Source organism: Pseudomonas sp. Y3 TE3536 (genome assembly GCF_053629175.1).
The window spans coordinates 132,808-156,794 of the sequence record NZ_JBRJHU010000001.1; the positions used below are offsets into that span (position 1 = coordinate 132,808).

Here is a 23,987-nt window from a genome sequence, read left to right on the forward strand (position 1 = left end):
GGCAAACGGCTAAGCTAAGGCATAGCTTCCAACAGTGCTGGCTTCGCCGTCACTTCCCCATGGTTCAACTGCCCGGACGTATCATGCGCAGCCGCCTGTTACAGATTGCATCCTGCTTGCTGCTTACCGCCGCCACCGCCAGCGCGGCGCAGGCCCTCGACCTCACTCAACAGCGCCAGTACTACGACGAGGCCAAGCGCGCCCTGGCCAAGGGCGACAAAGGCCCGTACCTGCGCTATGCCCAGCAATTGCGTGATTACCCGCTGACGCCCTACCTGACCTACGACGAGCTGACCGCACGCCTGAAGAGCGCCAGCAACGAGGAAATCGAAGGGTTCCTGGCCAAACACGGCGACCTGCCCCAGGCCAACTGGATGAAACTGCGCTGGTTGCGCTGGCTGGCCGAGCGCGGCGAATGGAACACCTTCGTCAAGTACTACGACCCCAAGCTCAATTTCACCGAACTGGACTGCCTCAACGGCCAGTACCAGCTCAGCCACGGCCTGCGCGCCGAAGGCTATGCCACGGCCGATAAACTGTGGAATGTCGGCAAGTCGCAACCGGCGGCCTGTGACACGCTGTTCGGCATGTGGGCCGCCGAGGGCCAGTTGACCGAGGCCAAACGCTGGAACCGCACCAAGCTGGCGGCCCAGGCGCGCAACTACGGCCTGGCCAACAACCTGGTCAAAACCCTGACCACCCTCGGTCCGCAAGGGCGCCTGTTGATCGATGTGGCACAGAAGCCCGAGCTGCTCAACCAGCCGTCGCGCTTCACCCCGGTCAACGAGGCCATGTCCGACGTGGTCAGCCTCGGCTTGCGCCGACTGGCCCGGCAGGACCCGGAGCGGGCCATGGCCCTGCTCGACGACTATGCCCAGCGCATGCACTTCTCCCGCGACGAGAAGGTGGCCATCGCCCGCGAGATCGGCCTGACCCTGGCGCGCCGCTACGACCCACGCGCGCTCGACCTGATGACCCGCTACGACCCCGAGCTGCGCGACAACACCGTCAGCGAATGGCGCCTGCGCCTGTTGCTGCGCCTGGGCCGCTGGGAAGATGCCTACGAGCTGACCAAGCGCCTGCCCCAGGACCTGGCCAGCAGCAACCGCTGGAAGTACTGGCAGGCACGCAGCCTCGAACTGGCCCAACCGAACAACCCGCAAATTCCGCTGCTGTACAAGACCGTGGCGCGCGAGCGTGACTTCTATGGTTTCCTCGCTGCCGACCGTGCCCAAACCCCCTACCAGCTGAACAACAAGCCCCTGGTGCTGAGCCAGCAGTTGGTCACTAAGGTGCGCAATACCCCGGGCATTCAGCGCGCACTGGAATTCCATGCCCGCGGGCAGATCGTCGAAGGGCGCCGCGAGTGGTACCACGTCAGCCGCCACTTCACCCGTGACGAGATGGTCGCCCAGGCACGCCTGGCCTATGAACTGCGCTGGTACTTCCCGGCCATTCGGACCATCAGCCAGGCCCAGTACTGGGATGACCTGGACATCCGCTTCCCGATGGCCCACCGCGACACCCTGGTGCGCGAGGCCAAGGTCCGCGGCCTGCATTCAAGCTGGGTGTTCGCCATTACCCGTCAGGAAAGTGCCTTCATGGAAGATGCGCGCTCCAGCGTGGGTGCCAGCGGCTTGATGCAGCTGATGCCGGCCACCGCCAAGGAAACCGCGCGCAAGTTCAGCATCCCGCTGGCCTCGCCGGCGCAGGTGTTCAACCCCGACAAGAACATTCAGCTGGGGGCCGCGTACCTGAGCCAGGTGCACAGCCAGTTCAATGGCAACCGGGTACTCGCTTCGGCGGCCTATAACGCCGGCCCCGGGCGGGTACGCCAGTGGCTCAAGGGCGCTAAACACCTGAGCTTCGATGTGTGGGTGGAATCGATCCCGTTCGACGAGACCCGCCAGTACGTACAGAACGTGCTGTCGTATTCGGTGATCTACGGGCAGAAGCTCAACTCGCCGCAGCCGCTGGTGGATTGGCACGAGCGCTACTTCGACGATATGTAAGCTACCCCTTGTAGGAGCAGCCTTGCGCAGCGAAGAGGCCGGTAAAAGCACCGAGGATCCAGGGTGTTTTTACCGGCCTCTTCGCAGCGCAAGGCTGCTCCTACAGGACTTCGACCTTCATCCCCACTTCCAGCACGCCACTGCCATCCACCGCCAGGTTCTGCCCGAACAACACATCCCCTTCTTTCTCGCGGAACGTTTTGAGCGTGGTCATGGGCTCGCGGTCCGGGCTGCGTTCGCCGGTCCGTGGATCGATGGTGGTGAAAATGCACCGCACGCTGGGCTTGAGCACGCGAAACTCGAGGGTGCCGATACGAATCCGCTTCCAACCGTCCTCGGCGAACGGTTCTGCGCCCTGTACCACCAGGTTGGGCCTGAACCGCAGCATTTCCATGGGCCGACCAACACGCCGACTGAGCTCGTCCAACGACCCCTGGCCGATCAACAGCAGCGGAAAACCATCCGGAAACGCCGCACGGTCACTGTTCAAGCCATAACCATTGGGCAGGTAACGCGCCCGTTGCTCCGGGCAATACACCAACCGCACGTCCTTGCCCAGCAGCGCCGACAGCCAGCTCGCCGCCGCCTCGCCAGCATCGGGCACCCGCAGGGTGTCGCGCCAGATAGTCACGCCCCGCAAGCCATCGTCGGTAAGCGGTACAGGCACCCGCAACGGCACCTGCCCTGGGGCCTCCAGTAGCAACTGCCCAGCATCGTCATCGCTCGCCCTGAGCTGGCCGAGCTGTGGCCAGGCACGCTGGGTGAGGAAGCGGCCGTTTTCTGCCTCCACCACCATCCAGCGGCGGTCACCCAACAACCCCAACTGGCCGACCGGCGAAGCCTGCAGGCTTTGCGCCTGCCCCGACTTCACCGGGTATCGATACAACTCACTCAGAAACATCCCTGCCGCCTCGCGTCATTCGAAACGCCAAGCTTATACCCGGCAGGGCCAGGGATCACGCAGTAGCCGTATCCAGCAGCAGGCGCTGCTTGACCACCTCGACCAGGCGATCCGGCTGGAACTTGGACAGGAAGTTATCGCAGCCCACCTTCTTGACCATGGATTCGTTGAAACTGCCCGACAACGAGGTGTGCAGCACCACGTAGAGCTGACGCAAGCGGGCATCGCTACGGATCTCGGTGGTCAACCGGTAACCGTCCATCTCCGGCATTTCGGCGTCGGTGAACACCATCAGCAGCTTCTCGCACACATCCTCACCGGCGTCAGCCCAGCTTTTGAGCAGGCGCAGCGCCTTCAAGCCATCACTGGCCACGTGCAGCTTCATGCCCAGTTGCGACAGGGTGTCACGCAGCTGCGCCAAGGCAACGCTGGAGTCGTCCACCAGCAATACTTCACGGCCTCTGGCGCGGGCCAGCACCGGGTCGGCAAGCCGTTCGCCGGAGACCTTGGCGTTGTACGGCACGATTTCCGCCAGGACCTTCTCCACATCGATCACTTCGACCAGTTTCTCGTCGACCTTGGTGATGGCGGTCAGGTAGTGCTGGCGCCCGGCACTGGTCGGCGGCGGCATGATCGCTTCCCAGTTCATGTTGACGATGCGGTCGACGCCCCCCACCAGGAAGGCCTGCACCGAGCGGTTGTACTCCGTCACGATGATGGTGCTGTCCGGCCCGGGTTGCAGGGGCCGCATGCCGATCGCCTGGGACAGGTCGATCACCGGCAGGGTCTGCCCACGCAGGTTGACCACGCCGCAGACAAAGGCATGGCGCTGCGGCATCAGGGTCAGCTTGGGCAGTTGGAGCACTTCCTGCACCTTGAACACGTTGATCGCGAACAGCTGCCGACCTGCCAGGCGGAACATCAGAATTTCCAGGCGGTTCTCGCCCACCAATTGCGTGCGTTGGTCTACTGTGTCGAGAATGCCAGCCATTGGAAACCCCCAGGCTTGAGTCGGAAAAGTGTATTCATCCACCCTGTATCGGCGGGTTGACGCGCACCTTGACCCTTGCGGGAAAATGCCGCGAAGGTAATTGATATCACTTTACCATCATGCTTTACTGCGGGCACATCGAGGCAGGCCCGTGCCCGTTAGCACCTTGTTGCACCCTGGCCTCTCATCAGGGAAACCCTTAGATGCAATCGGGTGCAACCTGATGTTCGCGATATCCATTAGCCATTAATGTGACGCCATTCTCATTGCATGAATGGAGTCAGGCTTTTGTTCGCTACCGTATCGCCGTGCCCGCCCCTTGCCCGCGCCCAACGCGCCCGAGCGTCCTGATGGACAGTGCCTTATCGTTTGAAGGTGCGTTGCAAGACTTTCTGCTGGATGCGCAAGTCTTGCTGAGCCAGTCCCAGGAATGCCTGCAGCACCTGGAACTGATCGACAACGACGCAGACGCCTGCGGTTGCCTGAACACCGCCCTCGACACGCTCGCGAGGCGCGCCACCCGCCTGGACCTGCTCGAAGTTGCCCACTACGCCACCGTTCTGCAGCAATTGCTCGCACCGGCCTGCCAGCAGCAGCGCCTGCAACGTGAAGCCCTGCCCGCAACCGACGCTTGCCTGACCCTGCTGGCCTGGCAACTGGAGCTGATCGACCCGCGCACCGGGCAGCTGAACCTGGATACCGGCGAACAAATCACATTGCTCAATGAGCTGGCCAGCGTGCTCGATCAACCATTACCGCAAGCCTGTGCCGCCTGCGATGAGCGCGGCAGCCACTGCACTCACCCGCATACCGCCACGACGGCCGCCCAAGGCACGCACCCCCTCGTTTCACATTAACTAACAAAAGAGCAACTAAGGGCGTTGTTGGCCAAACTTGGAAGTTTCGCCAACTGTCGCCAGCACTGCGCGCGTGATTATTGCCCTAGTTACACTCGGCATGATTGACAGCCGAATAGCGGCTGGCACTTTGCTATTGACTTGAGTCGGACGAACGTGCCGAAACAGCCCGTAAACATGAGGTTTCAAAGCATTGCCCAACAGCGACCAACGCCGTGTGAAGTGTTACCATGCTCGCCAGCGACCGCCTGCAGCCGGCATCAAGGCTGATTGAGGACGTGCCCCGCAAAACATATAAAGTACTGCGCCAAAGCCTCTGCTAAGACTTGTGCAAGGCCTCCATCAGCAATACTTCAGTGGCTTTTCTATCTATGCTCCCACGCTTGAAGACTCTTCTGCGCTGCTGCTCCCGCACTGCCCTGCTGCGCTGGATGACGATCGTGCTGTGCGTGGCCTCCGTGGTCGCCAACCTGCTGCTGTACATGGCCGGCCAAGCGATACCGGCCAGCCTGTTGCTGCTGCAGGTCGCGGCGATGCTTGGCGTAGGCCTGCACGTGGGCCTGGGGGCCGGGTCGATCCGCCTGCACCCGGCGGAACTGGCCAAGCGCATGCTGATGGTGCAGGAAAGCGAGCGCCAGCACCTGGGCCGCGAACTGCATGACGACATCGGGCAACTGCTCACCGCAGCCAAGCTTCAGTTGCAATGGCTGCAACGGCGTATGCCCGATGAATTGCACAGCCACTGCGACACCCTGCGCACCACGCTCGACAACGCGCTGAGCAACGTGCGCGATGTCTGTGCCCTGCTCAACCCTCGGCAACTGGCCAGCCTGGGCCTTGAGGCCAGCCTGCGCGCGCACCTGCTGCGCACCCTGGAAAAAACCGATGTGCACTGGAGCCTGGTCTGCAATCAACGCCTGGGCGGCATTGACGAAGCCGTCGCCATGGCGGTGTTTCGCATCACCCAGGAAGCCGTGACCAACATGCTGCGCCATGCCCAGGCGCGCAATCTGTCGATCCGCCTGCAACGCAGCCCCGCAGGGCTTGCCTTGACCATTCAGGACGATGGCCGCGGCTTTGTTCCCGCCAGGCACCCGGCCGAAGCAGGGCAACGCGGTTTGGCCGGCATGCAGGAACGGGTGACGGCCTTGCAGGGGCGTCTCGACATCACCAGCCAGCTTGGCGTGGGCACACAGATCGAAGCGCTGTTCCCGTGGCCGCCACGCACCCAGGAACGCGCCAGGAGCTTTACCGCCCATGACCTGTAGACTGCTGTTGGTGGACGACCACTCGCTGATCCGCGCCGGGGTCCGCGCACTGGTCTCCGACATCCCGGGCTACTGCGTGGCCGGTGAAGCCGATGACGGCAACCTGCTGCTTGAGCACGTGCGCAACCTGGCACCCGACATCGTCCTGCTGGACATTTCCATGCGCTCGACCAGCGGCCTCGATGCCCTGACGCAACTGCGCGCCAGCGGCAGCACCTGCAAGGTGCTGATCCTGTCGATGCACACCGACCCGGACTTGATCATGCGGGCCCTGGAAAGCGGCGCCCATGGCTACCTGCTCAAAGACACCAGCGCGACCGAGCTGGAGCAGGCCCTGTGTGCCCTGCGCAACGGCGAGCGCTACCTCAGCCCGGCGATCGCCCACACCGTCATCAACCAGGCGCTGCTGCATACCCAGCACCGCAAGCAACCGAACCGCGACCGCCACAACCTGACCGCACGCCAGCTGGAAATCCTGCGCCTGATCGTGCGCGGCAAATCCACCCGGGAAATCGCCAGTGGCTTGGGGCTCTCAATCAAGACCGTGGAAACCCACCGTTCGCAAATCATGAAACGCCTGCAAATTCACGATGTGGCGGGCCTGGTGCTGTACGCGGTGCGCGAAAAAATCATCAGCCTGGACGACTGAGCAACGGCGAGTCGACCGGCATGTGCACCTGCAACGCGGCGGGCTTTGCCTCGAAGCGCAGGCTGTCGACCTGCAGCGGCTCACCGTCGAGGTTGATGTCCAGCCCCTGCGAACTCTTGATCTCAACCCAGGGCAGCCTGGCCCGGACAAACAACCCATCCCCGGCCAGCAGGTCGCGCAACGCCCCCACCACTTCCTGCGGCGCTGGCAGTATGGCGACATCCAGCAGGCCATCGTCTGCCAGCGCCTCCGGGCACAGTGCCTGCCCGCCGCCGGCTTGCCGGCCATTGCCAATGCCCAGCGCCAGCAGATCACCCTGCCAGTGGAAGTCGGGCCCCTGCAGCTCCACTGAGGCCGCCTGCAACTCGCTGAAGCGCGACAGCCCCGTGAACAGGTAGGCCGCAGCCCCCAGGACCTTTTTCAGGTCCTCCGAGGTGTTGGCCGTGACCTGGCTGCCGAAGCCGCCGGTGGCCATGTTGAGGAACAGCTGATCACCAACCTGGCCCAGGTCGATAGGCCGCGCCGGGGTGTTCAGCAGTGCCAGTGCGGCGTCCGGCTCCAGTGGCACGCCCGCAGCCTTGGCGAAATCATTGGCGGTGCCCAAAGGCAACAGCGCCAGGCTGGCCTGGGCCGCTGCCAAGCCCATGGCTTCAGCGACATCGCGCAACGTACCATCGCCGCCGCCCGCGACAATATGGGTGTAGCCAGCGGCCAGCGCCTCGCCCACCAGGCGCTGAGCGTCCCCGGCTTCCCAGGTGACCCGCACATCCAGCACCCAGCCGCTCTCGCGCATCGCCAGCACGGCACTGCGCAGCGCTTCGTTCATCGCCTGCTTGCCGTGCAGGATCAACATTGCCTTGCGCCCTTGCATCGCGCTTCTCCATGAAAAAATAGCTAACCCAGATCTCGACCACCGGCACACACCGATCGTTGCATGCCCAGCACAATAACACTGGATTTCACCCATTTTTTACACGCCCGCGAATGCACGGCTATGCTCAGGAAAGCCACCTTTGACAAGTATTTGACCCAGGTGAATAAATTTACCAAAGAGTCAAACTATTGACTTTTTATCACCTGATGTCTGCTCCACCGACAGCCATGGACGCGCCCCGGCAGCAGTGATCGGCTGACTGCCGGCGGGCGCGTCTTTTTATCCGCGATCTGTTACGAGGGTTCCGGGTCATGCGCATTCTCTGGACACTGCCCTACTTACCCTGGCCGACCACCAGCGGCGGCAAGACTCGGCAATATCACCTGCTGCGCGAACTCGCCCAGCGTGGGCACCGGATCACCCTGTTGGTGCAGTCCAAGATCCCCCTGAACGATGCGGCCCGTGAAGCCCTTGAACCCTGGGTCGAGCGCCTGATCGTGTTGCCCAGGCGCGCCCTGCACAGCCCACTCAACCTGCTGGCTTCACCGATCATCGACTATCCCATGCGGGCGATCATCAATGGTTTGGCGCCCTGCCTGAGGCACCGCTTCGAGCAACTGCTGGACGAACCCTGGGACGTCATCCAGATCGAGCACAGCTACAGTTTCCAGCCGTTCGAAAAAGCCCTGCAGGCGCGCGGGCTGCCCTTCATGCTCAGCGAGCACACCCTGGAATCGGTGATGGGCGGCGCCTGCCATGACCGCCTGCCGCTGTGGCTGCGCCCGCTCAATGCATTCGACCGCTGGCGCTATCGGCGCTGGGAGCAACGGGTGCTGCGTCAACCCAGCGAAGTGGTGGCGGTCAGCAGCCACGACGCCGAACTGATCGCCCAGATCAGTGGGCGCCCGGTAAACGTTGTGGTCAGTGGCGTGGACTGCGACTTCTACCAGCACGTGCAACCGGCGCTGCACAGCCAGCGCCTGCTGTTTGTCGGCAACTTCGAATATGGCTCGAACCTTGAAGCCATCGAATGGGCGCTGGAAGAGATCATGCCGCAGGTGTGGATGAGTAACCCGGCCGTGCGCCTGGCCATAGCCGGCCACGCCCTGCCGGCCAGCTGGAAGCTGCATTGGAACGACCCACGCATCGAGTGGGTCGGCTACCGCCCCGACCTGCGCGAGCTGCAACGTCGCTCGGCACTGTTCTTCGCCCCGCTGCTGTATGGCGGAGGGTCCAAGGTGAAGCTGCTCGAGGCGATGGCTGCGGGGCTGCCGGTCATCACCACCAGCAAGGGTGTATCAGGGCTGGCCGTGAACAATGGCGAACACTACCTGGGCAGTGACGATGGTGACCAACTGGCCCTGCTGATCACCCAACTGCTCAACCAGCCTTGGCGCATGGCCCAATTGAGCGAAGCCGGTCGGCAATTCGCCCGCCAGCGTCACGATTGGAGTATTGCCGCCCAGCAATTGGAAAACGTGCACATGCGCCTCAACCAGGTGCAACCCGCCAGCGACACACCACTGGCGGGCGGCTGGCTTGGGCGATCAACCAAGTAGCTCGCTGAAAGGGATGAACGGCACACTGTCGCCCTGCTTCGGCGTACTGCCTTCACGCACCTCGACCAAGCCCTCGGCCCAGGCCGCGCTGCGCAGCACGCCAGAGCTCTGGTTTTTGTAGATACGCACCTGGCCCTGCTCGATGCGTGCGCGCAGGTACTCGCGGCGCGTACCTGGCTTGGGCCAGTCGAAGCCCGCTGGCATGTCGAAGCGCAGCGGCGTGACATCAGCCACGCCCTGACGGCGCAACAGATACGGCCGGGTCAGCAACCCGAACGTGACCAGCGTGGACGCCGGGTTGCCCGGCAAACCGATCACCGGGACGCCACGAAAGTGCCCGAAGGTCAGCGGCTTGCCCGGCTTGATCGCCAGCTTCCACAAGGCCAACTCGCCGGCCTCGCGCAGGGCGGCACCCAGGTAATCAGCCTCGCCCACGGAAACGCCACCGGTGGACAGAATCAGGTCGACATCGCCCAATGCCGCCAGGCATTCACGGGTGCGCGCCAGGTCATCGGGCAAAATCCCCGCATCCCGCACCTCACAACCCAAGCGTTGCAGCCAGCTGACCAGCAAGCGGCGGTTGCTGTTGTAGATTTGCCCTGGCCCCAGGGGCAGGCCAGGCTCGATCAGCTCGTCACCGGTCGACAGCACCGCCACGCGCACTTTACGCACCACATCCAGACGGGCCTGGCCAAGGGTCGCGGCCAAGCCCAGCTCGATCGGGCCCAAGCGTGTGCCGGCGCTCATCACCTGCTCACCCTGGCGTGTTTCCTGGCCTTGCGGACGAATGTTCTGGTCGACCTTCAGCGGTTCGAGGAAGCGCACTCGGCCGTCGTCAGCCACTTCGGCGTTTTCCTGCATTTCGACGCAGTCAGCGCCAGCCGGCACCGGCGCGCCGGTGAAGATGCGGGCACAGGTACCCGGCTGCAGCGGCTGCGGCGCATGGCCGGCGAAGATGCGCTGGCTGACCGGCAAGGGCTCACCCTGCCAGTCCGCCAGGCGCAGGGCATAACCGTCCATGGCGCTGTTCGGCCAGGGCGGCAGGTCGAGCGAAGCCACCAGGTCACGCGCCAGCACGCGCCCCTCGGCGTCGGCCAGCGACACATTTTCGGTTTCCTGGATGGGTGCGGCTTCTGCCAAGGCCAGCAGCCGCGCCAGTGCGTCTTCCACCGGCATCAGGGGCCGGGCTTGGGCAGACTCAACCACGGCTTTCACAGGCCGCTGCCTGCTTCAGGTGGGGCACGAAATTGCACGGGCGGTGGCGGGCATCGAGCTGCTCGGCCAGGATGCCGTCCCAACCGGTGCGTACCGCATTGGTCGAGCCTGGCAGGCAGCACACCAGCGTGCCATTGGCCAGGCCAGCCAGGGCCCGCGATTGCACGGTGGAGGTGCCGATGTCGGCCACGGAAATCTGCCGGAACAGCTCACCGAAACCGTCCACCTGCTTGTCGAGCAGGCAGGCCACGGCCTCCGGGGTGCTGTCGCGGCCGGTGAACCCAGTACCGCCGGTGATCAATACCACCTGCACTGCGTCATCGGCGATCCAGGTCGCGACCTGGGCGCGGATCTTGTACAGGTCGTCCTTGAGCAATACCCGCGATGCCAGCTGGTGGCCGGCCGCAGTCAGGCGATCGACGAACAGCTGCCCGGAGGTGTCATTGTCGAAGGTGCGCGTGTCGCTGACCGTCAACACGGCGATGTTCAGGGGCACGAAGGGGGTATCTGCCTTGGCTTTCATGGGGGTCCGTCATAAGAAGATGGGATGGCGCATTTATAACACAGCACCCCCTGATACAACCTCGTGCCCCTGTGGCTTGCCCTTGGTCAATACCCTGGCTTTACCGCTATGCTGCACTGGAAAGGAACTTGCGTGGACGCCCTGCGTCTTAAAGTCATCTAGCACTGTCGCACTGGAGAAACACGATGATTCAACGGACCCTTCCCGCCTTCCTGCTTGCCTTGGGCCTGGGCGCCCTCGCCGGCTGCGCATCGCCGACCGTCATTACCTTGAACGATGGCCGCGAGATCCAGGCAGTGGACACCCCGTCCTTTGACGAGGACTCTGGTTTCTACGAATTCGAGCAACTCGATGGCAAGCGTACGCGCCTGAACAAAGACCAGATTCGTACCGTCAAAGAGCTGTGATTCAGCCGCCCTTTTTGGCAAACGCCCTTTTAACAACAAGGGCTTGCGTGCAAAAAAGGGATGCAGTAGGATTTCGTTCATCGGAGTGTAGCGCAGCCAGGTAGCGCGTCTCGTTCGGGACGAGAAGGCCGCAGGTTCGAATCCTGTCTCTCCGACCAAATCCTATTCAAAAAGCCCGCCTTGCGCGGGCTTTTTGTTGTGCGCGAAAAAATCCCCGTGACCTGTAGGAGCAGCCTTGTGCTGCGAAGAGGCCGGCGCAGGCCAACCCATCAGTGGGTGCCTGTACCGGCCTCTTCGCAGCACAAGGCTGCTCCTACAGTCAGTGACGCAACGCTAGTTATTGCTCGGCTCAGCTTTTGCCCATAGCTGGGCACTATCTGCTTCAGCTTCGCCTGCCATTAGTTGTGCGTAAGAAATACCGCTGACCTGCAAAATACCGCCGACCTGTAGGAGCAGCCTTGTGCTGCGAAGAGGCCGGTGCAGGCCTACCCATCAGTGGGTGCCTGTACCGGCCTCTTCGCAGCACGAGGCTGCTCCTACAGTCAGTGACGCAACGCTAGTTATTGCTCGGCTCAGCTTTTGCCCATAGCTGGGCACTATCTGCTTCAGCTTGGCCTGCCATTAGTTGTGCGTAAGAAATACCGCTGACCTGCAAAATACCGCCGACCTGTAGGAGCAGCCTTGTGCTGCGAAGAGGCCGGCGCAGGCCTACCCATCAGTGGTGCCTGTACCGGCCTCTTCGCAGCACAAGGCTGCTCCTACAGTCAGTGACGCGCAACGCTACTTATTGCTCGGCTTGTACCGGCACATACAGCAGTTGCAGGCGCTCGCTGCTCCACGCCCGGGTCTGGTTGGTCAGCGTCAGGTCGTTGTTCAGCTTTTGCCCATAGCTGGGCACGATCTGCTTCAGCTTGGCCTGCCATTCAGGGGTTTTGAGGCGGTCCTTGAAGGTCTTCTCCAGCACGGTCAGCATGATTGGCGCGGCGGTCGAGGCACCCGGGGAAGCCCCCAGCAGTGCAGCAATGCTGCCATCCTGGGCGGCGACCACTTCAGTACCGAACTGCAGCACGCCACCGAGCACGGGGTCCTTCTTGATCACCTGCACGCGTTGACCGGCCTGCAGCAGCTTCCAGTCTGCGTTCTTGGCATTGGGGAAGTACTCGCGCAACGCATTCATGCGGTCATCGAAGCTGAGCATCAACTGCCCCATCAGGTACGTGCTCAGGTCGATGTTGTCGATGCCGGCGTTCACCATGGGCAGCACGTTGTGGCTGTTCAGCGAGGCGAACATGTCCAGCAACGAGCCCTGCTTGAGGTACTTGGTGGAGAAGGTCGCGAACGGCCCGAACAGCAACACTTGCTTGCCGTCGATCATCCGGGTGTCCAGGTGCGGGACCGACATCGGCGGTGCGCCGACCGAGGCTTTGCCATACAGCTTGGCCTGATGGCGTGCAACCACGTCCGGGTTATCCGTCATGAGGAATTGGCCGCCCACTGGGAAGCCAGCATAGCCTTCGGCCTCGGGGATGCCCGATTTTTGCAGCAGCTTGAGCGCACCGCCCCCGGCACCGATGAAGACGAACCGGGCATTGACCGCCACCTCGTGACCGCCCTTGGCCAGGTCGGCCACCACCACACGCCAGGTGCCATCGTCGTTGCGCACGATGTCACGCACTTCGTGGCTGAGGTTCAGGGTGACGTTGGGGTTGCGGGTCATCGACGCGAACAGTTGACGGGTGATCTCGCCGAAATTCACGTCGGTGCCGATCGCCATGCGCGTGGCGGCGACCTTCTGCGCAGGGTCGCGGCCTTCCATCACCAGCGGTGCCCAGTGGCGGATCTGCTCATGGTCTTCGCTGATTTCCATGCCTCGGAACAGCGAGCTGTGCTGCAGGGCATCGACGCGTTTGTGGAGGAAGGCAATGTTGTCGTCACCCCAGACGAAGCTCATGTGCGGCACATTGTTGATGAACGACTTCGGGTTGCTCAGCACGCCTTGCTCGACCTGGTAGGCCCAGAACTGCTTGGACACCTCGAACTGCTCGTTGACCCCCACGGCCTTGCTGATGTCGATGCTGCCATCCTTGCCGACACTGGTGTAGTTCAGCTCGCAAAACGCGGAGTGGCCGGTGCCGGCGTTGTTCCAGGCGTTGGAGCTTTCTTCGGCGACCTGGTCCAGGCGCTCGTAGACGTCGACCTTCCAGTTCGGCTCAAGCTCCGTGAGGTAAGTGCCCAGGCTTGCACTCATGATGCCGCCGCCAATCAGCAGGACGTCGACGGTCTTTTCCGGCTCCGCGGGTTTGGAGCAGCCGATGACGCTCAGGCAAAGGAGCGTCAGCAGTATTTTTTTCATTAGCTCAATCCAATTGATGTGAAGGATTGGCAGTCGTTGGCCCCGGCATGCACGCCCGGATGTTGTTGTGTTCTCGTTGGGTGTTTCGCGGGATCGGGGCACGATCGCCTCGGGCCGTGGCCCGGGCGCGCTTAAGCAGGGAATGTGCCAACCTGTCTTAGACCAATGGCTAAGGGGTGAGGCAGCGGGTCGCATGGCGACAATCCGCCACACTTACGCCAGGTTCGCTACGTTGATGGCGGATTTCCCCGGGGCCGCTGCGCGCCCCATCGCCGGCAAGCCGGCTCCCACACCGGCACTGGATTGCTTGAGACTTGCGCCATACCTGTGGGAGCCGGCTTGCCGGCGATGGGGCGCGCAGCGGCCCTGAACAGCAGGTCAGGCCGTCAGCCGCGACGTCACTTCGCCCAACTGCCCCGACAACCCATGCAAACGCTGCCCAGCCTGTTCGGTCTGCTGCACCGCCTCCTGGTTGGTGGTGGCGATGCGGGTGATCTCGATCAGGTTGCGCGAAATATCCTCGGCCACACTGGTCTGCTCCTCCGCCGCCGTGGCGATCTGCCGGTTCATGTCGCGGATGGCCTCCACCGCCAAGGTGATGCGCTGCAACATCTGCCCGGCCTGCTGGACCTGCTCGGCCCCCTCTTCGCTGCGCTGCTGGCCACTTTCGATGGCTTTGACCGCCTCCACCGCGCCCGACTGCACCGCCTCGATGATCTGGTTGATTTCGGCAATCGACGCAGCCGTGCGCTGGGCCAAACTGCGCACCTCGTCCGCCACCACCGCAAAGCCTCGTCCGGCCTCGCCCGCGCGGGCTGCTTCAATGGCGGCATTGAGCGCCAGCAGGTTGGTCTGCTCGGCAATGCCACGGATGACTTCGAGCACCTTGCCGATCCGCGTACTGTCATGTTCCAGGTCGCGAATCACCGCCGCCGTGCCGGCGATTTCGCGGTTGACCACGCCAATGATGTCGATGGTCTGCTGCATCACCTGCTCACCAGCCTGTGCACTGTGGTCGGCATCATCGGCAGCGCGGGCGGCGTCGACGGCGTGGCGAGCCACTTCCTGGGCAGTGGCGGACATCTCATGCATGGCCGTCGCCACTTGGTCGGTGCGCTGGAACTGGTCATGCGTGCCGCGCGCCATGTCGGCGGCGATGCTGCGCAACTGGCCACTGGCGCCTTCCAGCTCTTGGGCGTTGTCCTGCAGCCGGCCGACGGTCTCGGCCAAAAAGTCACGCAGGGTATTGGCCGCCCGTGCCAAACGCCCCAGCTCATCCTCGCGGCGGCTGTCGACGCGGGCGCCGAAGCGGCCCTGGCTCAGTTGCGCGACATAGTCGATCAACTGGCGGATCGGTTCGATCAGGCTGCGGTTGATCAGCCACAGGCTGAGCAGGCCAACCAGTACCGCCGACGCCAGCATCACCAGCAGGCCCAGCCACACGGTGCGCTCGGCGCTGGCATTGATGGCCGCAGCCCGTTCACGGGCATCGCCGCGCAGTTGTTCGACCAGTTCGCTCATCTGCTCGCTGGCGGCACGGTCCACGCCCTTGACCGCCAGGTCGCCTGCTACCGGGTCGCCCCCTGCAGCAATAAACGCCTGGCGGCCCTGCGCATAGGCCTGGCCCAACTGCCGATGGCTATCCCGCAGCTGCTGCAAGGGTGCTTTGAGCCTAGTGTCACTGCTGTCGATCAATTGCCCCAGCAACTGCTGAACCTGCTGCTCGCGCGCCTGAAACTGCTGCCAATACTTGTCCAGCTCGGCGGGCTGGCGACCGCGTAACAGCACGTTCTTCCATTCCTGCACCTGGACCTTGAACTGCAGGTTGGCTTCATCGATCAATTGCGAAGCGCGCAGCGGGCCATCGACCAACTCGGCATAGCCACGCACGCTGGATGACAAAAACTGGAAACACACCAGGGCGATCAGCAGCATGGCCGCCAGGCTGCCGCCAAGCAGGGAGAGAATTTGCACTCTGAGGGATTTACGCAACATCGCGGATCTCAAGACCAGTAGGAAAGGAACAGCGCACACCGGCAGCGCTGGGAAAGACACTCCATGTCCTCGTAGGCTGGCGCGCAAAAAAAAGGCTGCCATCGTTCGATAGCAGCCAGTTTGAGCACTTGCGCAACAGTTGAAGCCAATAGTGTCAGGCAATTCCTACAGAAATGTTACAAAACCAAGACAGGCTAGCCTGTGGTGAACTGCAGCGAGGCCAGCCGGGCATACAGCGGGCTTTCTTCAATCAGCTGGCGATGTGTGCCCACTGCAACCACGCGCCCCTTGTCGATCACCGCGATGCGATCAGCGTGCTGCACCGTGGCCAGGCGGTGGGCGATCACCAGCGTCGTGCGACCGGCCATGAGGCTGGGCAGGGCTTGCTGGATCAGGTGTTCGCTTTGCGCGTCGAGGGCGCTGGTGGCCTCGTCCAGCAACAGGATCGGCGCATCTACCAGCAACGCACGGGCAATTGCCAAGCGCTGCCGCTGCCCGCCAGAAAGGCCAATACCGCCCTCCCCCAGTTGCGTCTGGTAGCCCTGCGGCAACTGCTGGATAAACCCGTCGGCATGCGCACCACGGGCCGCTGCTTCGACTTCCGCCAGCGTTGCTTCTGGCCGGCCATAGCGAATGTTGGCCTCTACCGTGCCACGAAACAACGAAGGGTTCTGCGCCACCAGGGCGAACTGCCGGCGCAGCTCGGCGGGGTCGAGTTCAGTAATTGCCTGCCCGTCGAGCAGGATGCGCCCCTGCTGAGGGTCGTAAAACCGCAGCAGCAGGTCGAACAGGGTGGATTTGCCAGCGCCCGAAGGCCCGACCAGCGCCACGGTCTGCCCCGGCTCGATTGTCAGGCTCAGGCCGTCGATGGCAGCGACTGTGGGCCGTGACGGGTAGGCAAAGTGCACCTGCTGTAACTCGATATGCCCAGTCACACGGCCGTGCGGCAGCGAGGCCGCTACGTGGGGCGGCAGAATCGCACTGCGCGCCGCCAACAGCTCGGCAATGCGCTCGGCCGCGCCTGCGGCACGCTGCAGCTCGCCAATCACCTCGCTGAGGGTGCCGAACGCGCTGCCGACGATCAGGCTGTAGAACACGAACGCGGCCAGTTCGCCTGCCGAAATACGCCCGGCGATCACGTCCATGCCACCGACCCAGAGCATGACGCCCACAGCGCCCAGTACCAGCACGATGACCAGGGTGATCAGCCAGGCGCGCTGGGCAATACGCTGCCTGGCCACGTTGAAGGCCGCCTCGACAGTACCCGCGAACAGCTCGCGATCGAGCGGTTGGTGGTTGTAGGCCTGGACGGTCTTGATCTGCCCGAGGGTCTCGGCCACGTAGCTGCCGACATCTGCCACCCGATCCTGGCTCTGCCGCGACAGGCTGCGCACACGACGGCCAAACAACAGGATCGGTGCTAGCACCAGTGGCAAGGCCACGACCACGATGCTGGTCAGCTTGGGGTTGGTGATAAACAGCAGCACCACGCCCCCGATCACCATCAAGGCATTGCGCAGGAACATCGACAGCGAAGAGCCGATCACCGACTGCAACAACGTGGTGTCGGCCGTCAGCCGCGACTGGATCTCGGAGCTGCGGTTGTCCTCGAAAAAGCCTGGGTGCAGGCCGACCAGATGATCGAACACCGCGCGGCGAATATCAGCCACACAGCGCTCGCCGATCCACGAGACCAGGTAGAAGCGGCTGAACGTCCCTACCGCCAGTGCCAACACCAGCAGCAGGAACAGGCCTATGGTCTGGTTGAGTTGGTGCGCGGAACGGGTCATGAAACCCTGGTCCACCAGCAGGCGAATGCCCTGCCCCATCGACAGCGTGATAGCAGCGGTGACCACCAAGGCCAGCAACGCCAGCAGCATCTGCCGGCGGTACGGGCGAACGAACTGCCAACTCAGGCGCAAAGCGCGACGTTGACCTGCAGAAACGGATTCGGGCATGGCGGCAACCAAAACGGCGAGGATGCAGCAGACTACCACTCATCGGCACGCGAGGAGCGACCGAGGGTGGCTATAGCTTTTCGATCTAAACAGCCTCTGGAGCTTTAGCGCCGTTTCTGTTGGACTGTTTCTGCCGTGACGCCCAAGGGGCTGTCACTGGCCAGTCATCGCACAGGGTTACCCTGAGTTTGAACCTGATGAGGAGACCGATATGAGCTTGCAGCATGGCAGCGACACCGCAAAACCGCAGAACACCCCGCAACCTCAGGCGTGCGGTTCGATCATCGACGCCCAGGGGCGCGAGGTCCCGATCACCGAGCAGATGATCCAGAAAGCCTGCGAGAAGCTGGAACAAAGCCGGGTCGGAAAAGCCCAGAAGGGCTGATCGGCGAATTCATTACAACCCGGCGCGTGCGCCGGGTTTTTATTGCCCGTCACTCAGACCAACACCCCACCCAACGCACTGACCAACTGCGCCAGTTGCGGCGACTCGCCACGAATCCGCACCGCCAGCCCTTCGACCTCACGCCGCGGCGGATACTGCTTGCGCAACTGATCGAACGCCGCGCGCTGCTCGGCCGGGTCGTCGCTCAAGCTGCGGCGGAAGTCCGCGTCGTCACGGCGCGGGTCGTACACGGCGCGGCACAGGGTGGCCAAGGCCCAGGCCGGGTCGGTACTGGCATCGAGCTCGATCTGCGCCAGCGGCGGCTTGGGCAGCAGGTCGGCCAGGTTCACGCGCTCAGCTTGGCCGAGAAAACGGCACAGCGCCTGATAGATCTGCGCCGTGCCACGCTGCCGGCCATCAAGGCTGTAGCCGGCGATGTGCGGCGACGCCAGCGTGCACAGGTCGGCCAGTTGCAAGTCGACCTGCGGTTCGCCTTCCCACACATCGAGCACGGCGTGCACGTCTTCACGGTCCAACAGCAGCTCACGCAAGGCCGCGTTGTCCACCACCGGGCCACGGCTGGCGTTGATCAGCCACGCACCGGGGCGCAGCTGCGCCAGGTGCGCCTGGCCCAGCAGGTGCCAGGTAGGGTGCTCGCCGCCTCGCTGCAAGGGGGTGTGCAGGCTGATGACATCGCACTGTTCCAGCACCGTCTCGAGGCTGACGTAATCGCCCCTTTCGGCGGCCTGACGCAGTGGGTCACACACCAACACCTTCCAGCCCAGGCCATGCAGTACACGCACCAGGCGGCCACCGACCTCCCCTGCGCCCACCACGCCATACGTGCGCGCGGGCAGCGCCACACCGTCCAGCTCGGCCAGGGTCAGCAGGCTGCCCAGCACGTAGTCCACCACACCGCGGGCATTACAGCCCGGCGCGCTGCTCCAGTGGATGCCCGCCTCGGCAAAGTAGTCCAGGTCGAGGTGGTCGGTGCCGATGGTGCAAGTGCCGACAAAACGCACCCGGCTGCCTTCGAGCAGCTGGCGGTCGACCTTGGTCACCGAACGCACCAGCAGTACGTCGGCGTCCTTGACGCTGGCGGCATCGAGGCTTCTGCCCGGATAGCGGCGGATCTCGCCGAAACCTTCAAAGAAGGCATCGAGCAGCGGAATGTTCTCGTCGGCAACTATCAGCATGGCGCTCTCCTGTCAGGGGAACGCAGTGTAGGCGCTACGCGCGGCGTGTTCCAGAGCGGCTCAGTCGGCTTTCTTGCGGATCCAGTACAGGAAGGTGCCCGCATCCTCTTGCTGCTGCAGCAGCTCGTGGCCGAGGAAGTTGCAGAACTTGGGGATATCGCGGCGGGTCGACGGGTCGGTGGCGATGACCTTGAGCAGGCCACCAGCAGCCAGGTCCCGGACGTGCTGGTGCAGCATCATCACAGGCTCCGGGCAGTTCAGGCCGGTGGCATCGAGGACGGCGTCGGGGGTGAAGTCAGTCATGGGTGGCTCCAAAAATGATCGTCATTGTCGCGCATCGTGCGGCACGGACCAAGGGCCACGCGCCGCACCTGCACTCAACGCGGCTTCAGGTCCAGCCTGCGCAGATGGCAGGTCACTTCCTCACGGTCGTGATACAGCTGCTTGCAGGCGATCGAAACCCGGATCTTGCGCGCCTTGAACGTGGCTTCCATGCGGTCGAGCAGGCGCCGCACTTCGGCGTAACGCTGCTTCATCGGCAGTTTGAGGTTGACCACCGCCTCGCGGCACAGGCCTTCCCCCAGCCAGGTCTCGATCAGCGAAGTGGTCCGCGCCGGCTTCTCGACGATGTCGCAAACCATCCAGTCCACCGGCTGTTTCGGCTGCCAGGTAAACCCATCTGCCATCAGGTGCTGGACCAGCCCGGTGTCCATCAGGCTTTCGGCCATCGGGCCGTTGTCGATGGCGGTGACCAGCATGCCGCGGCGCACCAGCTGGTAGGTCCAGCCACCCGGCGAGGCGCCGAGATCGACCCCGGTCATGTCGTCGCCCAGGCGCTGCTCCCACTGCTCGCGGGGGATGAACTGGTGCCAGGCTTCTTCCAGCTTGAGGGTTGAACGGCTGGGCGCCTCACGGGGAAACTTCAGGCGCGGGATGCCCATCGGCCAGAGGGCGCTGTTGTTGCCTGCGGCCAGGCCAACAAACACACGCCGGCCGGTGATGAAGGTCAGCAACAGCCGCGGGCGGCTGGCGTCTTCAACCAGGCGGCCAGCCTTTTCCAGGGCCTTGCGCAGGGGCACTTCGAACTTGCGGCAGAACGTCGACAGTTCCTTGCCGTCGTTGCTGTCGAGCACCTCCAGCCACAGGCTGCCGAACACAGGCAGGTCGGCCAGGTGCTCCAGCAACACGCTGATGCGGTCGCTCTCTGGCAACTCGACATAACCGCCACGGGCCCACTGACGCGGGAAAATCAGCTCAGCGAAGCGCAGTTCCCCCATCAGTCGCTCGGCGCCGTTGGCCTCGGTGCAGACAAACTCGGCGCTGGCGCTCTGCGGTTTGCCTTTGGCATAGCCGGCAACCCCCAGGCGGGCAGCGTGTTCGCTGATTTCGGCGCAGACCTCGCCCTCGAAACCGGGCCGGCAATGCATGAACAGGGTACTCATCTCTCACTCCACTACGGCGGGCGCGCAACAGGCGCCGGCAGGGCGGCGATAATAAAGGAAGTTCGGAACCTGCGACACGTCCCGCCGGTCCAGAAAAGGGTCAGCCAAGCCAAACCGGTCTAACCTGACCATTCAGCCAGGTCCGTACCGTGCGGATCGAAACAGAGCGGTGACACCGGCAAACACCCGATTTGCCGGGCACCGGCGCAGAAGGAGTTGGCAATGCCCTCGCTCGATAGCCTGAACACGCTCAAAACCCTCAAGGTCGATGACCTTACGTATCACTATTACAGCCTTACCGAGGCCGCCCGCCAGCTGGGCGACCTGCAACGCCTGCCCATGTCGCTGAAAGTGTTGCTGGAAAACCTGCTGCGCTGGGAGGACGGCAAGACCGTCACCGGCGACGACCTGCGCGCCATCGCCCAATGGCTGGAAGCGCGCCGCTCCGACCGGGAAATCCAGTACCGGCCGGCCAGGGTGCTGATGCAGGACTTCACCGGCGTGCCCGCCGTGGTCGACCTGGCCGCCATGCGTGCCGCCATGGCCAAGGCCGGTGGCGACCCGCAGCGGATCAACCCGCTGTCGCCGGTCGACCTGGTGATCGACCACTCGGTGATGGTCGACCGCTACGCCACCCCGGAGGCCTTCACCCAGAACGTCGACATCGAGATGCAGCGCAATGGCGAACGCTACGCCTTTTTGCGCTGGGGCCAGAACGCCTTCGACAACTTCCGCGTCGTGCCGCCGGGCACCGGCATCTGCCACCAGGTCAACCTGGAATACCTGGGCCGCACCGTCTGGACCCGCGAAGAAGACGGCCGCACCTACGCCTTCCCCGACACCCTGGTCGGCACCGATTCGCACACCACCATGATCAACGGCCTGGGCGTGCTGGGCTGGGGCGTTGGCGGCATCGAGGCCGAGGCGGCCATGCTTGGCCAGCCGGTGTCGATGCTGATCCCGGAAGTGATCGGCTTCAAACTCACCGGCAAGCTGCGTGAAGGCATCACCGCCACCGACCTGGTGCTGACCGTGACGCAGATGCTGCGCAAGAAGGGCGTGGTGGGCAAGTTCGTCGAATTCTACGGCGACGGCCTGGCCGACCTGCCCCTGGCCGACCGCGCCACCATCGCCAACATGGCCCCCGAGTATGGCGCCACCTGCGGCTTCTTCCCGGTCGACGAGGTGACCCTCGACTACCTGCGGCTTTCTGGCCGCCCGAAGGCAACGGTGCAACTGGTCGAGCAGTACTGCAAGGCACAAGGCCTGTGGCGCCTGCCAGGCCAGGAACCGCAGTTCAGCGACACATTGGCGCTGGACATGGACGAGGTCGAGGCCAGCCTGGCCGGGCCCAAGCGCCCTCAGGACCGCGTCGCCCTGGGCCAGGTCAGCCAAGCGTTCAACCACTTCATCGAACTGCAGCCCAAGCCGCTGGCCAAGGAAGTCGGCCGCCTGGAAAGTGAAGGCGGCGGCGGTGTGGCGGTGGGCAACGCCGACCAGGCGGGCGAAATCGACTACAGCCACGCAGGCCAGACCCACACCCTGCGTGATGGCGCGGTGGTGATCGCCGCGATCACCTCGTGCACCAACACCTCCAACCCGAGCGTGATGATGGCCGCCGGGCTGGTGGCGAAAAAGGCCCTGGAAAAAGGCCTGCAGCGCAAACCTTGGGTCAAGAGCTCGCTGGCCCCTGGCTCCAAGGTGGTCACCGACTACTTCGAGGCCGCCGGGCTGACGCCGTACCTGAATGAGCTGGGTTTTGACCTGGTGGGCTATGGCTGCACCACTTGCATCGGCAACTCCGGCCCATTGGATGAGGCGATCGAGAAAGCCATCGGCAGCGCCGACCTGACCGTGGCCTCGGTGCTCTCGGGTAACCGTAACTTCGAGGGCCGCGTGCACCCGCTGGTCAAGACCAACTGGTTGGCGTCGCCGCCGCTGGTGGTGGCCTATGCCCTGGCCGGCAGCGTGCGCGTGGACCTTACCCGCGATTCACTGGGTACCGGCAAGGACGGCAAGCCGGTGTACCTGCGCGATATCTGGCCCAGCCAGCAGGAAATCGCCGCCGCCGTGGCCAAGGTCGACACTGCGATGTTCCACAAGGAGTACGCCGAAGTCTTCGAGGGCGATGCACACTGGCAGGCCATCGAGGTGCCGCAAGCGGCCACGTATGTCTGGCAGGACGCGTCTACCTACATCCAGCACCCGCCGTTCTTCGACGGCATAGGCGGGCCACCGCCAGCGATCAAGGACATCCAAGGGGCACGCATCCTGGCCCTGCTGGGCGACTCGGTCACCACCGACCACATCTCCCCGGCCGGCAACATCAAGGCCGACAGCCCTGCCGGGCGCTACCTGCGCGACAAGGGTGTGGAGCCGCGGGACTTCAACTCCTACGGTTCGCGGCGGGGCAACCATGAGGTGATGATGCGCGGTACGTTCGCCAACATCCGTATCCGCAACGAGATGCTCGCGGGCGAGGAAGGTGGCAACACCTTGTACGTGCCCACGGGTGAAAAACTGTCGATCTACGATGCCGCCATGCGCTATCAGGCAGACGGCACGCCGCTGGTGGTGATCGCCGGCCAGGAATACGGCACCGGCTCCAGCCGCGACTGGGCCGCCAAAGGCACCAACCTGCTGGGGGTCAAGGCAGTGCTGGCGGAAAGCTTCGAGCGCATCCACCGTTCAAACCTGGTGGGCATGGGCGTGCTGCCGTTGCAGTTCAACACCGGGCACGATCGTAAGCAACTGGCGTTGACCGGAAAAGAGAAGATCGATGTGCTGGGCCTGAACAATGCGCACATTCGGCCGGGCATGAGCCTGAAACTGCGCATCACCCGTGAGGACGGGCAACAGGAGCAGATCGACGTGCTGTGCCGGATCGATACCTTGAATGAGGTCGAGTACTTCAAGGCCGGGGGGATCTTGCATTACGTGTTACGTCAGCTGATTGCTGGGAGGTAGGTTTGACGGTGGTTCTGCGGCGCTCTTGAGATCGAGCGCCGCCCGCGCGGCGATTCGCAGCACAAGGCTGCTCCTACATTTTTTGGGCCAATTTTTCCTGAAGCGGTCGCGCGCCGGCACAGGCGTAACTGGCCCGGAATATCTGTAGGAGCAGCCTTGTGCTGCGAATCGCCGCGCAGGCGGCGCTCGATCTCATACACGCCAACGCCCTAGAGACGCCCCCCTCCTCCCTTCACGCATGCTGGCTCTTTGCCGCCCACTAAGTCATCATCCGACCCGCCCGTCATAAATTAGCAATAATGCCGCTATCTTCATCGAAATCAGCCGCTCCCTAGCTCAAACCAGAAGATGGCTCATTGCCACAAATCAAGCACATTAAATATCCATTCAATAAAACCAGTGGCTTGCCGATACCTCACCAAAGCCTTGCGGATT

Annotated in this window: 19 protein-coding genes, 1 tRNA gene and 1 pseudogene; 9 read left to right on the top strand and 12 right to left on the bottom strand. The window is 63.5% G+C overall.

Features of this window, described 5'->3' with window-relative positions; translation table 11 throughout:
* Positions 1 to 83 precede the first annotated feature (83 nt).
* Positions 84 to 2,012, top strand: coding sequence for a transglycosylase SLT domain-containing protein (locus AB7M33_RS00620; RefSeq protein WP_027596633.1), 1,929 nt, complete (start codon positions 84 to 86; stop codon positions 2,010 to 2,012).
* A gap of 100 nt (positions 2,013 to 2,112) precedes the next feature.
* Here the strand turns inward: AB7M33_RS00620 and AB7M33_RS00625 are convergent, their stop codons facing one another.
* Positions 2,113 to 2,913: an MOSC domain-containing protein gene (locus AB7M33_RS00625; RefSeq protein ID WP_454242268.1), complete on the bottom strand. Its 801-nt coding sequence runs from the start codon at positions 2,911 to 2,913 to the stop codon at positions 2,113 to 2,115.
* 55 nt (positions 2,914 to 2,968) lie between these two features.
* Positions 2,969 to 3,904 (bottom strand): chemotaxis protein CheV, encoded by a 936-nt coding sequence (locus AB7M33_RS00630; RefSeq protein ID WP_099453380.1) that lies wholly within the window; start codon positions 3,902 to 3,904, stop codon positions 2,969 to 2,971.
* A 350-nt stretch (positions 3,905 to 4,254) separates the two neighbouring features.
* Between AB7M33_RS00630 and AB7M33_RS00635 the strand changes: the two genes are divergently transcribed.
* The 3 genes from AB7M33_RS00635 (at position 4,255) to AB7M33_RS00645 (ending at position 6,678) form a co-directional block, all read left to right on the top strand.
* The gene (locus AB7M33_RS00635; RefSeq protein WP_454242269.1) at positions 4,255 to 4,761 is read left to right on the top strand and encodes a histidine kinase; all 507 of its coding nucleotides are present in this window, start codon (positions 4,255 to 4,257) and stop codon (positions 4,759 to 4,761) included.
* 371 nt (positions 4,762 to 5,132) lie between these two features.
* Complete coding sequence (locus AB7M33_RS00640; protein WP_454242270.1) at positions 5,133 to 6,029, top strand: sensor histidine kinase; 897 nt, start codon at positions 5,133 to 5,135, stop codon at positions 6,027 to 6,029.
* Positions 6,019 to 6,678, top strand: coding sequence for a response regulator (locus AB7M33_RS00645; RefSeq protein ID WP_085274205.1), 660 nt, complete (start codon positions 6,019 to 6,021; stop codon positions 6,676 to 6,678). Before AB7M33_RS00640 ends, AB7M33_RS00645 begins: the two co-directional genes overlap by 11 nt.
* Here AB7M33_RS00645 and yegS read toward each other — a convergent pair.
* On the bottom strand, positions 6,662 to 7,549 hold the full coding sequence (gene yegS / locus AB7M33_RS00650; RefSeq protein WP_454242271.1) for a lipid kinase YegS: 888 nt from the start codon (positions 7,547 to 7,549) through the stop codon (positions 6,662 to 6,664). The genes AB7M33_RS00645 and yegS overlap by 17 nt on opposite strands.
* Positions 7,550 to 7,863: 314 nt before the next feature.
* Here yegS and AB7M33_RS00655 point away from each other — a divergent pair, with 314 nt between their 5' ends.
* Complete coding sequence (locus AB7M33_RS00655) at positions 7,864 to 9,111, top strand: glycosyltransferase family 4 protein (RefSeq protein WP_027596639.1); 1,248 nt, start codon at positions 7,864 to 7,866, stop codon at positions 9,109 to 9,111.
* On the opposite strand, the gene AB7M33_RS00660 is transcribed toward AB7M33_RS00655, so the two are convergent.
* The gene (locus AB7M33_RS00660) at positions 9,100 to 10,287 is read right to left on the bottom strand and encodes a molybdopterin molybdotransferase MoeA (protein ID WP_172960421.1); all 1,188 of its coding nucleotides are present in this window, start codon (positions 10,285 to 10,287) and stop codon (positions 9,100 to 9,102) included. The genes AB7M33_RS00655 and AB7M33_RS00660 overlap by 12 nt on opposite strands.
* 22 nt (positions 10,288 to 10,309) lie before the next feature.
* The gene (gene moaB / locus AB7M33_RS00665) at positions 10,310 to 10,849 is read right to left on the bottom strand and encodes a molybdenum cofactor biosynthesis protein B (protein ID WP_027596641.1); all 540 of its coding nucleotides are present in this window, start codon (positions 10,847 to 10,849) and stop codon (positions 10,310 to 10,312) included.
* Positions 10,850 to 11,034: 185 nt separating this feature from the next.
* Between moaB and AB7M33_RS00670 the strand changes: the two genes are divergently transcribed.
* Positions 11,035 to 11,256 carry a YgdI/YgdR family lipoprotein gene (locus tag AB7M33_RS00670; protein ID WP_027596642.1) on the top strand — a complete coding sequence of 74 codons (222 nt, stop codon included), beginning with the start codon at positions 11,035 to 11,037 and terminating at the stop codon, positions 11,254 to 11,256.
* Positions 11,257 to 11,337: 81 nt separating this feature from the next.
* Positions 11,338 to 11,414, top strand: a tRNA-Pro gene (locus AB7M33_RS00675).
* Positions 11,415 to 12,040: 626 nt separating this feature from the next.
* Here AB7M33_RS00675 and mqo read toward each other — a convergent pair.
* The 4 genes and pseudogenes from mqo to AB7M33_RS00695 form a co-directional block, all read right to left on the bottom strand.
* Positions 12,041 to 13,609: a malate dehydrogenase (quinone) gene (gene mqo / locus AB7M33_RS00680; RefSeq protein ID WP_454242272.1), complete on the bottom strand. Its 1,569-nt coding sequence runs from the start codon at positions 13,607 to 13,609 to the stop codon at positions 12,041 to 12,043.
* A gap of 378 nt (positions 13,610 to 13,987) precedes the next feature.
* Positions 13,988 to 14,755, bottom strand: a complete 768-nt coding sequence (locus tag AB7M33_RS00685; protein ID WP_420876205.1) for a methyl-accepting chemotaxis protein — start codon at positions 14,753 to 14,755, stop codon at positions 13,988 to 13,990.
* A 165-nt stretch (positions 14,756 to 14,920) separates the two neighbouring features.
* A pseudogene (locus AB7M33_RS00690) lies at positions 14,921 to 15,706 on the bottom strand (methyl-accepting chemotaxis protein); the annotation flags it as partial.
* Positions 15,707 to 15,798: 92 nt separating this feature from the next.
* Positions 15,799 to 17,562: an ABC transporter transmembrane domain-containing protein gene (locus AB7M33_RS00695; protein WP_099430051.1), complete on the bottom strand. Its 1,764-nt coding sequence runs from the start codon at positions 17,560 to 17,562 to the stop codon at positions 15,799 to 15,801.
* Positions 17,563 to 17,773: 211 nt separating this feature from the next.
* Between AB7M33_RS00695 and AB7M33_RS00700 the strand changes: the two genes are divergently transcribed.
* On the top strand, positions 17,774 to 17,947 hold the full coding sequence (locus tag AB7M33_RS00700) for a PA1571 family protein (RefSeq protein WP_172960377.1): 174 nt from the start codon (positions 17,774 to 17,776) through the stop codon (positions 17,945 to 17,947).
* Between the two features lie 53 nt (positions 17,948 to 18,000).
* Here the strand turns inward: AB7M33_RS00700 and pdxB are convergent, their stop codons facing one another.
* The 3 genes from pdxB to rlmM all read right to left on the bottom strand — a co-directional run bounded on the left by pdxB (position 18,001) and on the right by rlmM (position 20,585).
* Entirely contained in the window at positions 18,001 to 19,143 is a 1,143-nt protein-coding gene (gene pdxB, locus AB7M33_RS00705; protein ID WP_454242273.1) for a 4-phosphoerythronate dehydrogenase PdxB, read from the bottom strand.
* A 60-nt stretch (positions 19,144 to 19,203) separates the two neighbouring features.
* Complete coding sequence (gene tusA / locus AB7M33_RS00710; RefSeq protein WP_027596647.1) at positions 19,204 to 19,446, bottom strand: sulfurtransferase TusA; 243 nt, start codon at positions 19,444 to 19,446, stop codon at positions 19,204 to 19,206.
* A gap of 74 nt (positions 19,447 to 19,520) precedes the next feature.
* Positions 19,521 to 20,585: a 23S rRNA (cytidine(2498)-2'-O)-methyltransferase RlmM gene (gene rlmM, locus AB7M33_RS00715; protein WP_027596648.1), complete on the bottom strand. Its 1,065-nt coding sequence runs from the start codon at positions 20,583 to 20,585 to the stop codon at positions 19,521 to 19,523.
* 222 nt (positions 20,586 to 20,807) lie between these two features.
* On the opposite strand from rlmM, the gene acnA reads away from it, so the two are divergent.
* Complete coding sequence (gene acnA / locus AB7M33_RS00720; protein ID WP_454242274.1) at positions 20,808 to 23,552, top strand: aconitate hydratase AcnA; 2,745 nt, start codon at positions 20,808 to 20,810, stop codon at positions 23,550 to 23,552.
* The last annotated feature ends 435 nt before the right edge of the window (positions 23,553 to 23,987 follow it).

Excerpts from the sequence above, each read along its gene's own strand:
- AB7M33_RS00620 (WP_027596633.1), top strand. The coding sequence starts at position 84 with ATGCGCAGCCGCCTGTTACAGATTGCATCCTGCTTGCTGCTTACCGCC.
- AB7M33_RS00625 (WP_454242268.1), bottom strand. The coding sequence starts at position 2,913 with ATGTTTCTGAGTGAGTTGTATCGATACCCGGTGAAGTCGGGGCAGGCG.
- AB7M33_RS00630 (WP_099453380.1), bottom strand. The coding sequence starts at position 3,904 with ATGGCTGGCATTCTCGACACAGTAGACCAACGCACGCAATTGGTGGGC.
- AB7M33_RS00635 (WP_454242269.1), top strand. The coding sequence starts at position 4,255 with ATGGACAGTGCCTTATCGTTTGAAGGTGCGTTGCAAGACTTTCTGCTG.
- AB7M33_RS00640 (WP_454242270.1), top strand. The coding sequence starts at position 5,133 with ATGCTCCCACGCTTGAAGACTCTTCTGCGCTGCTGCTCCCGCACTGCC.
- AB7M33_RS00645 (WP_085274205.1), top strand. The coding sequence starts at position 6,019 with ATGACCTGTAGACTGCTGTTGGTGGACGACCACTCGCTGATCCGCGCC.
- yegS (WP_454242271.1), bottom strand. The coding sequence starts at position 7,549 with ATGCAAGGGCGCAAGGCAATGTTGATCCTGCACGGCAAGCAGGCGATG.
- AB7M33_RS00655 (WP_027596639.1), top strand. The coding sequence starts at position 7,864 with ATGCGCATTCTCTGGACACTGCCCTACTTACCCTGGCCGACCACCAGC.
- AB7M33_RS00660 (WP_172960421.1), bottom strand. The coding sequence starts at position 10,287 with ATGCCGGTGGAAGACGCACTGGCGCGGCTGCTGGCCTTGGCAGAAGCC.
- moaB (WP_027596641.1), bottom strand. The coding sequence starts at position 10,849 with ATGAAAGCCAAGGCAGATACCCCCTTCGTGCCCCTGAACATCGCCGTG.
- AB7M33_RS00670 (WP_027596642.1), top strand. The coding sequence starts at position 11,035 with ATGATTCAACGGACCCTTCCCGCCTTCCTGCTTGCCTTGGGCCTGGGC.
- mqo (WP_454242272.1), bottom strand. The coding sequence starts at position 13,609 with ATGAAAAAAATACTGCTGACGCTCCTTTGCCTGAGCGTCATCGGCTGC.
- AB7M33_RS00685 (WP_420876205.1), bottom strand. The coding sequence starts at position 14,755 with ATGGCGCGCGGCACGCATGACCAGTTCCAGCGCACCGACCAAGTGGCG.
- AB7M33_RS00695 (WP_099430051.1), bottom strand. The coding sequence starts at position 17,562 with ATGCCCGAATCCGTTTCTGCAGGTCAACGTCGCGCTTTGCGCCTGAGT.
- AB7M33_RS00700 (WP_172960377.1), top strand. The coding sequence starts at position 17,774 with ATGAGCTTGCAGCATGGCAGCGACACCGCAAAACCGCAGAACACCCCG.
- pdxB (WP_454242273.1), bottom strand. The coding sequence starts at position 19,143 with ATGCTGATAGTTGCCGACGAGAACATTCCGCTGCTCGATGCCTTCTTT.
- tusA (WP_027596647.1), bottom strand. The coding sequence starts at position 19,446 with ATGACTGACTTCACCCCCGACGCCGTCCTCGATGCCACCGGCCTGAAC.
- rlmM (WP_027596648.1), bottom strand. The coding sequence starts at position 20,585 with ATGAGTACCCTGTTCATGCATTGCCGGCCCGGTTTCGAGGGCGAGGTC.
- acnA (WP_454242274.1), top strand. The coding sequence starts at position 20,808 with ATGCCCTCGCTCGATAGCCTGAACACGCTCAAAACCCTCAAGGTCGAT.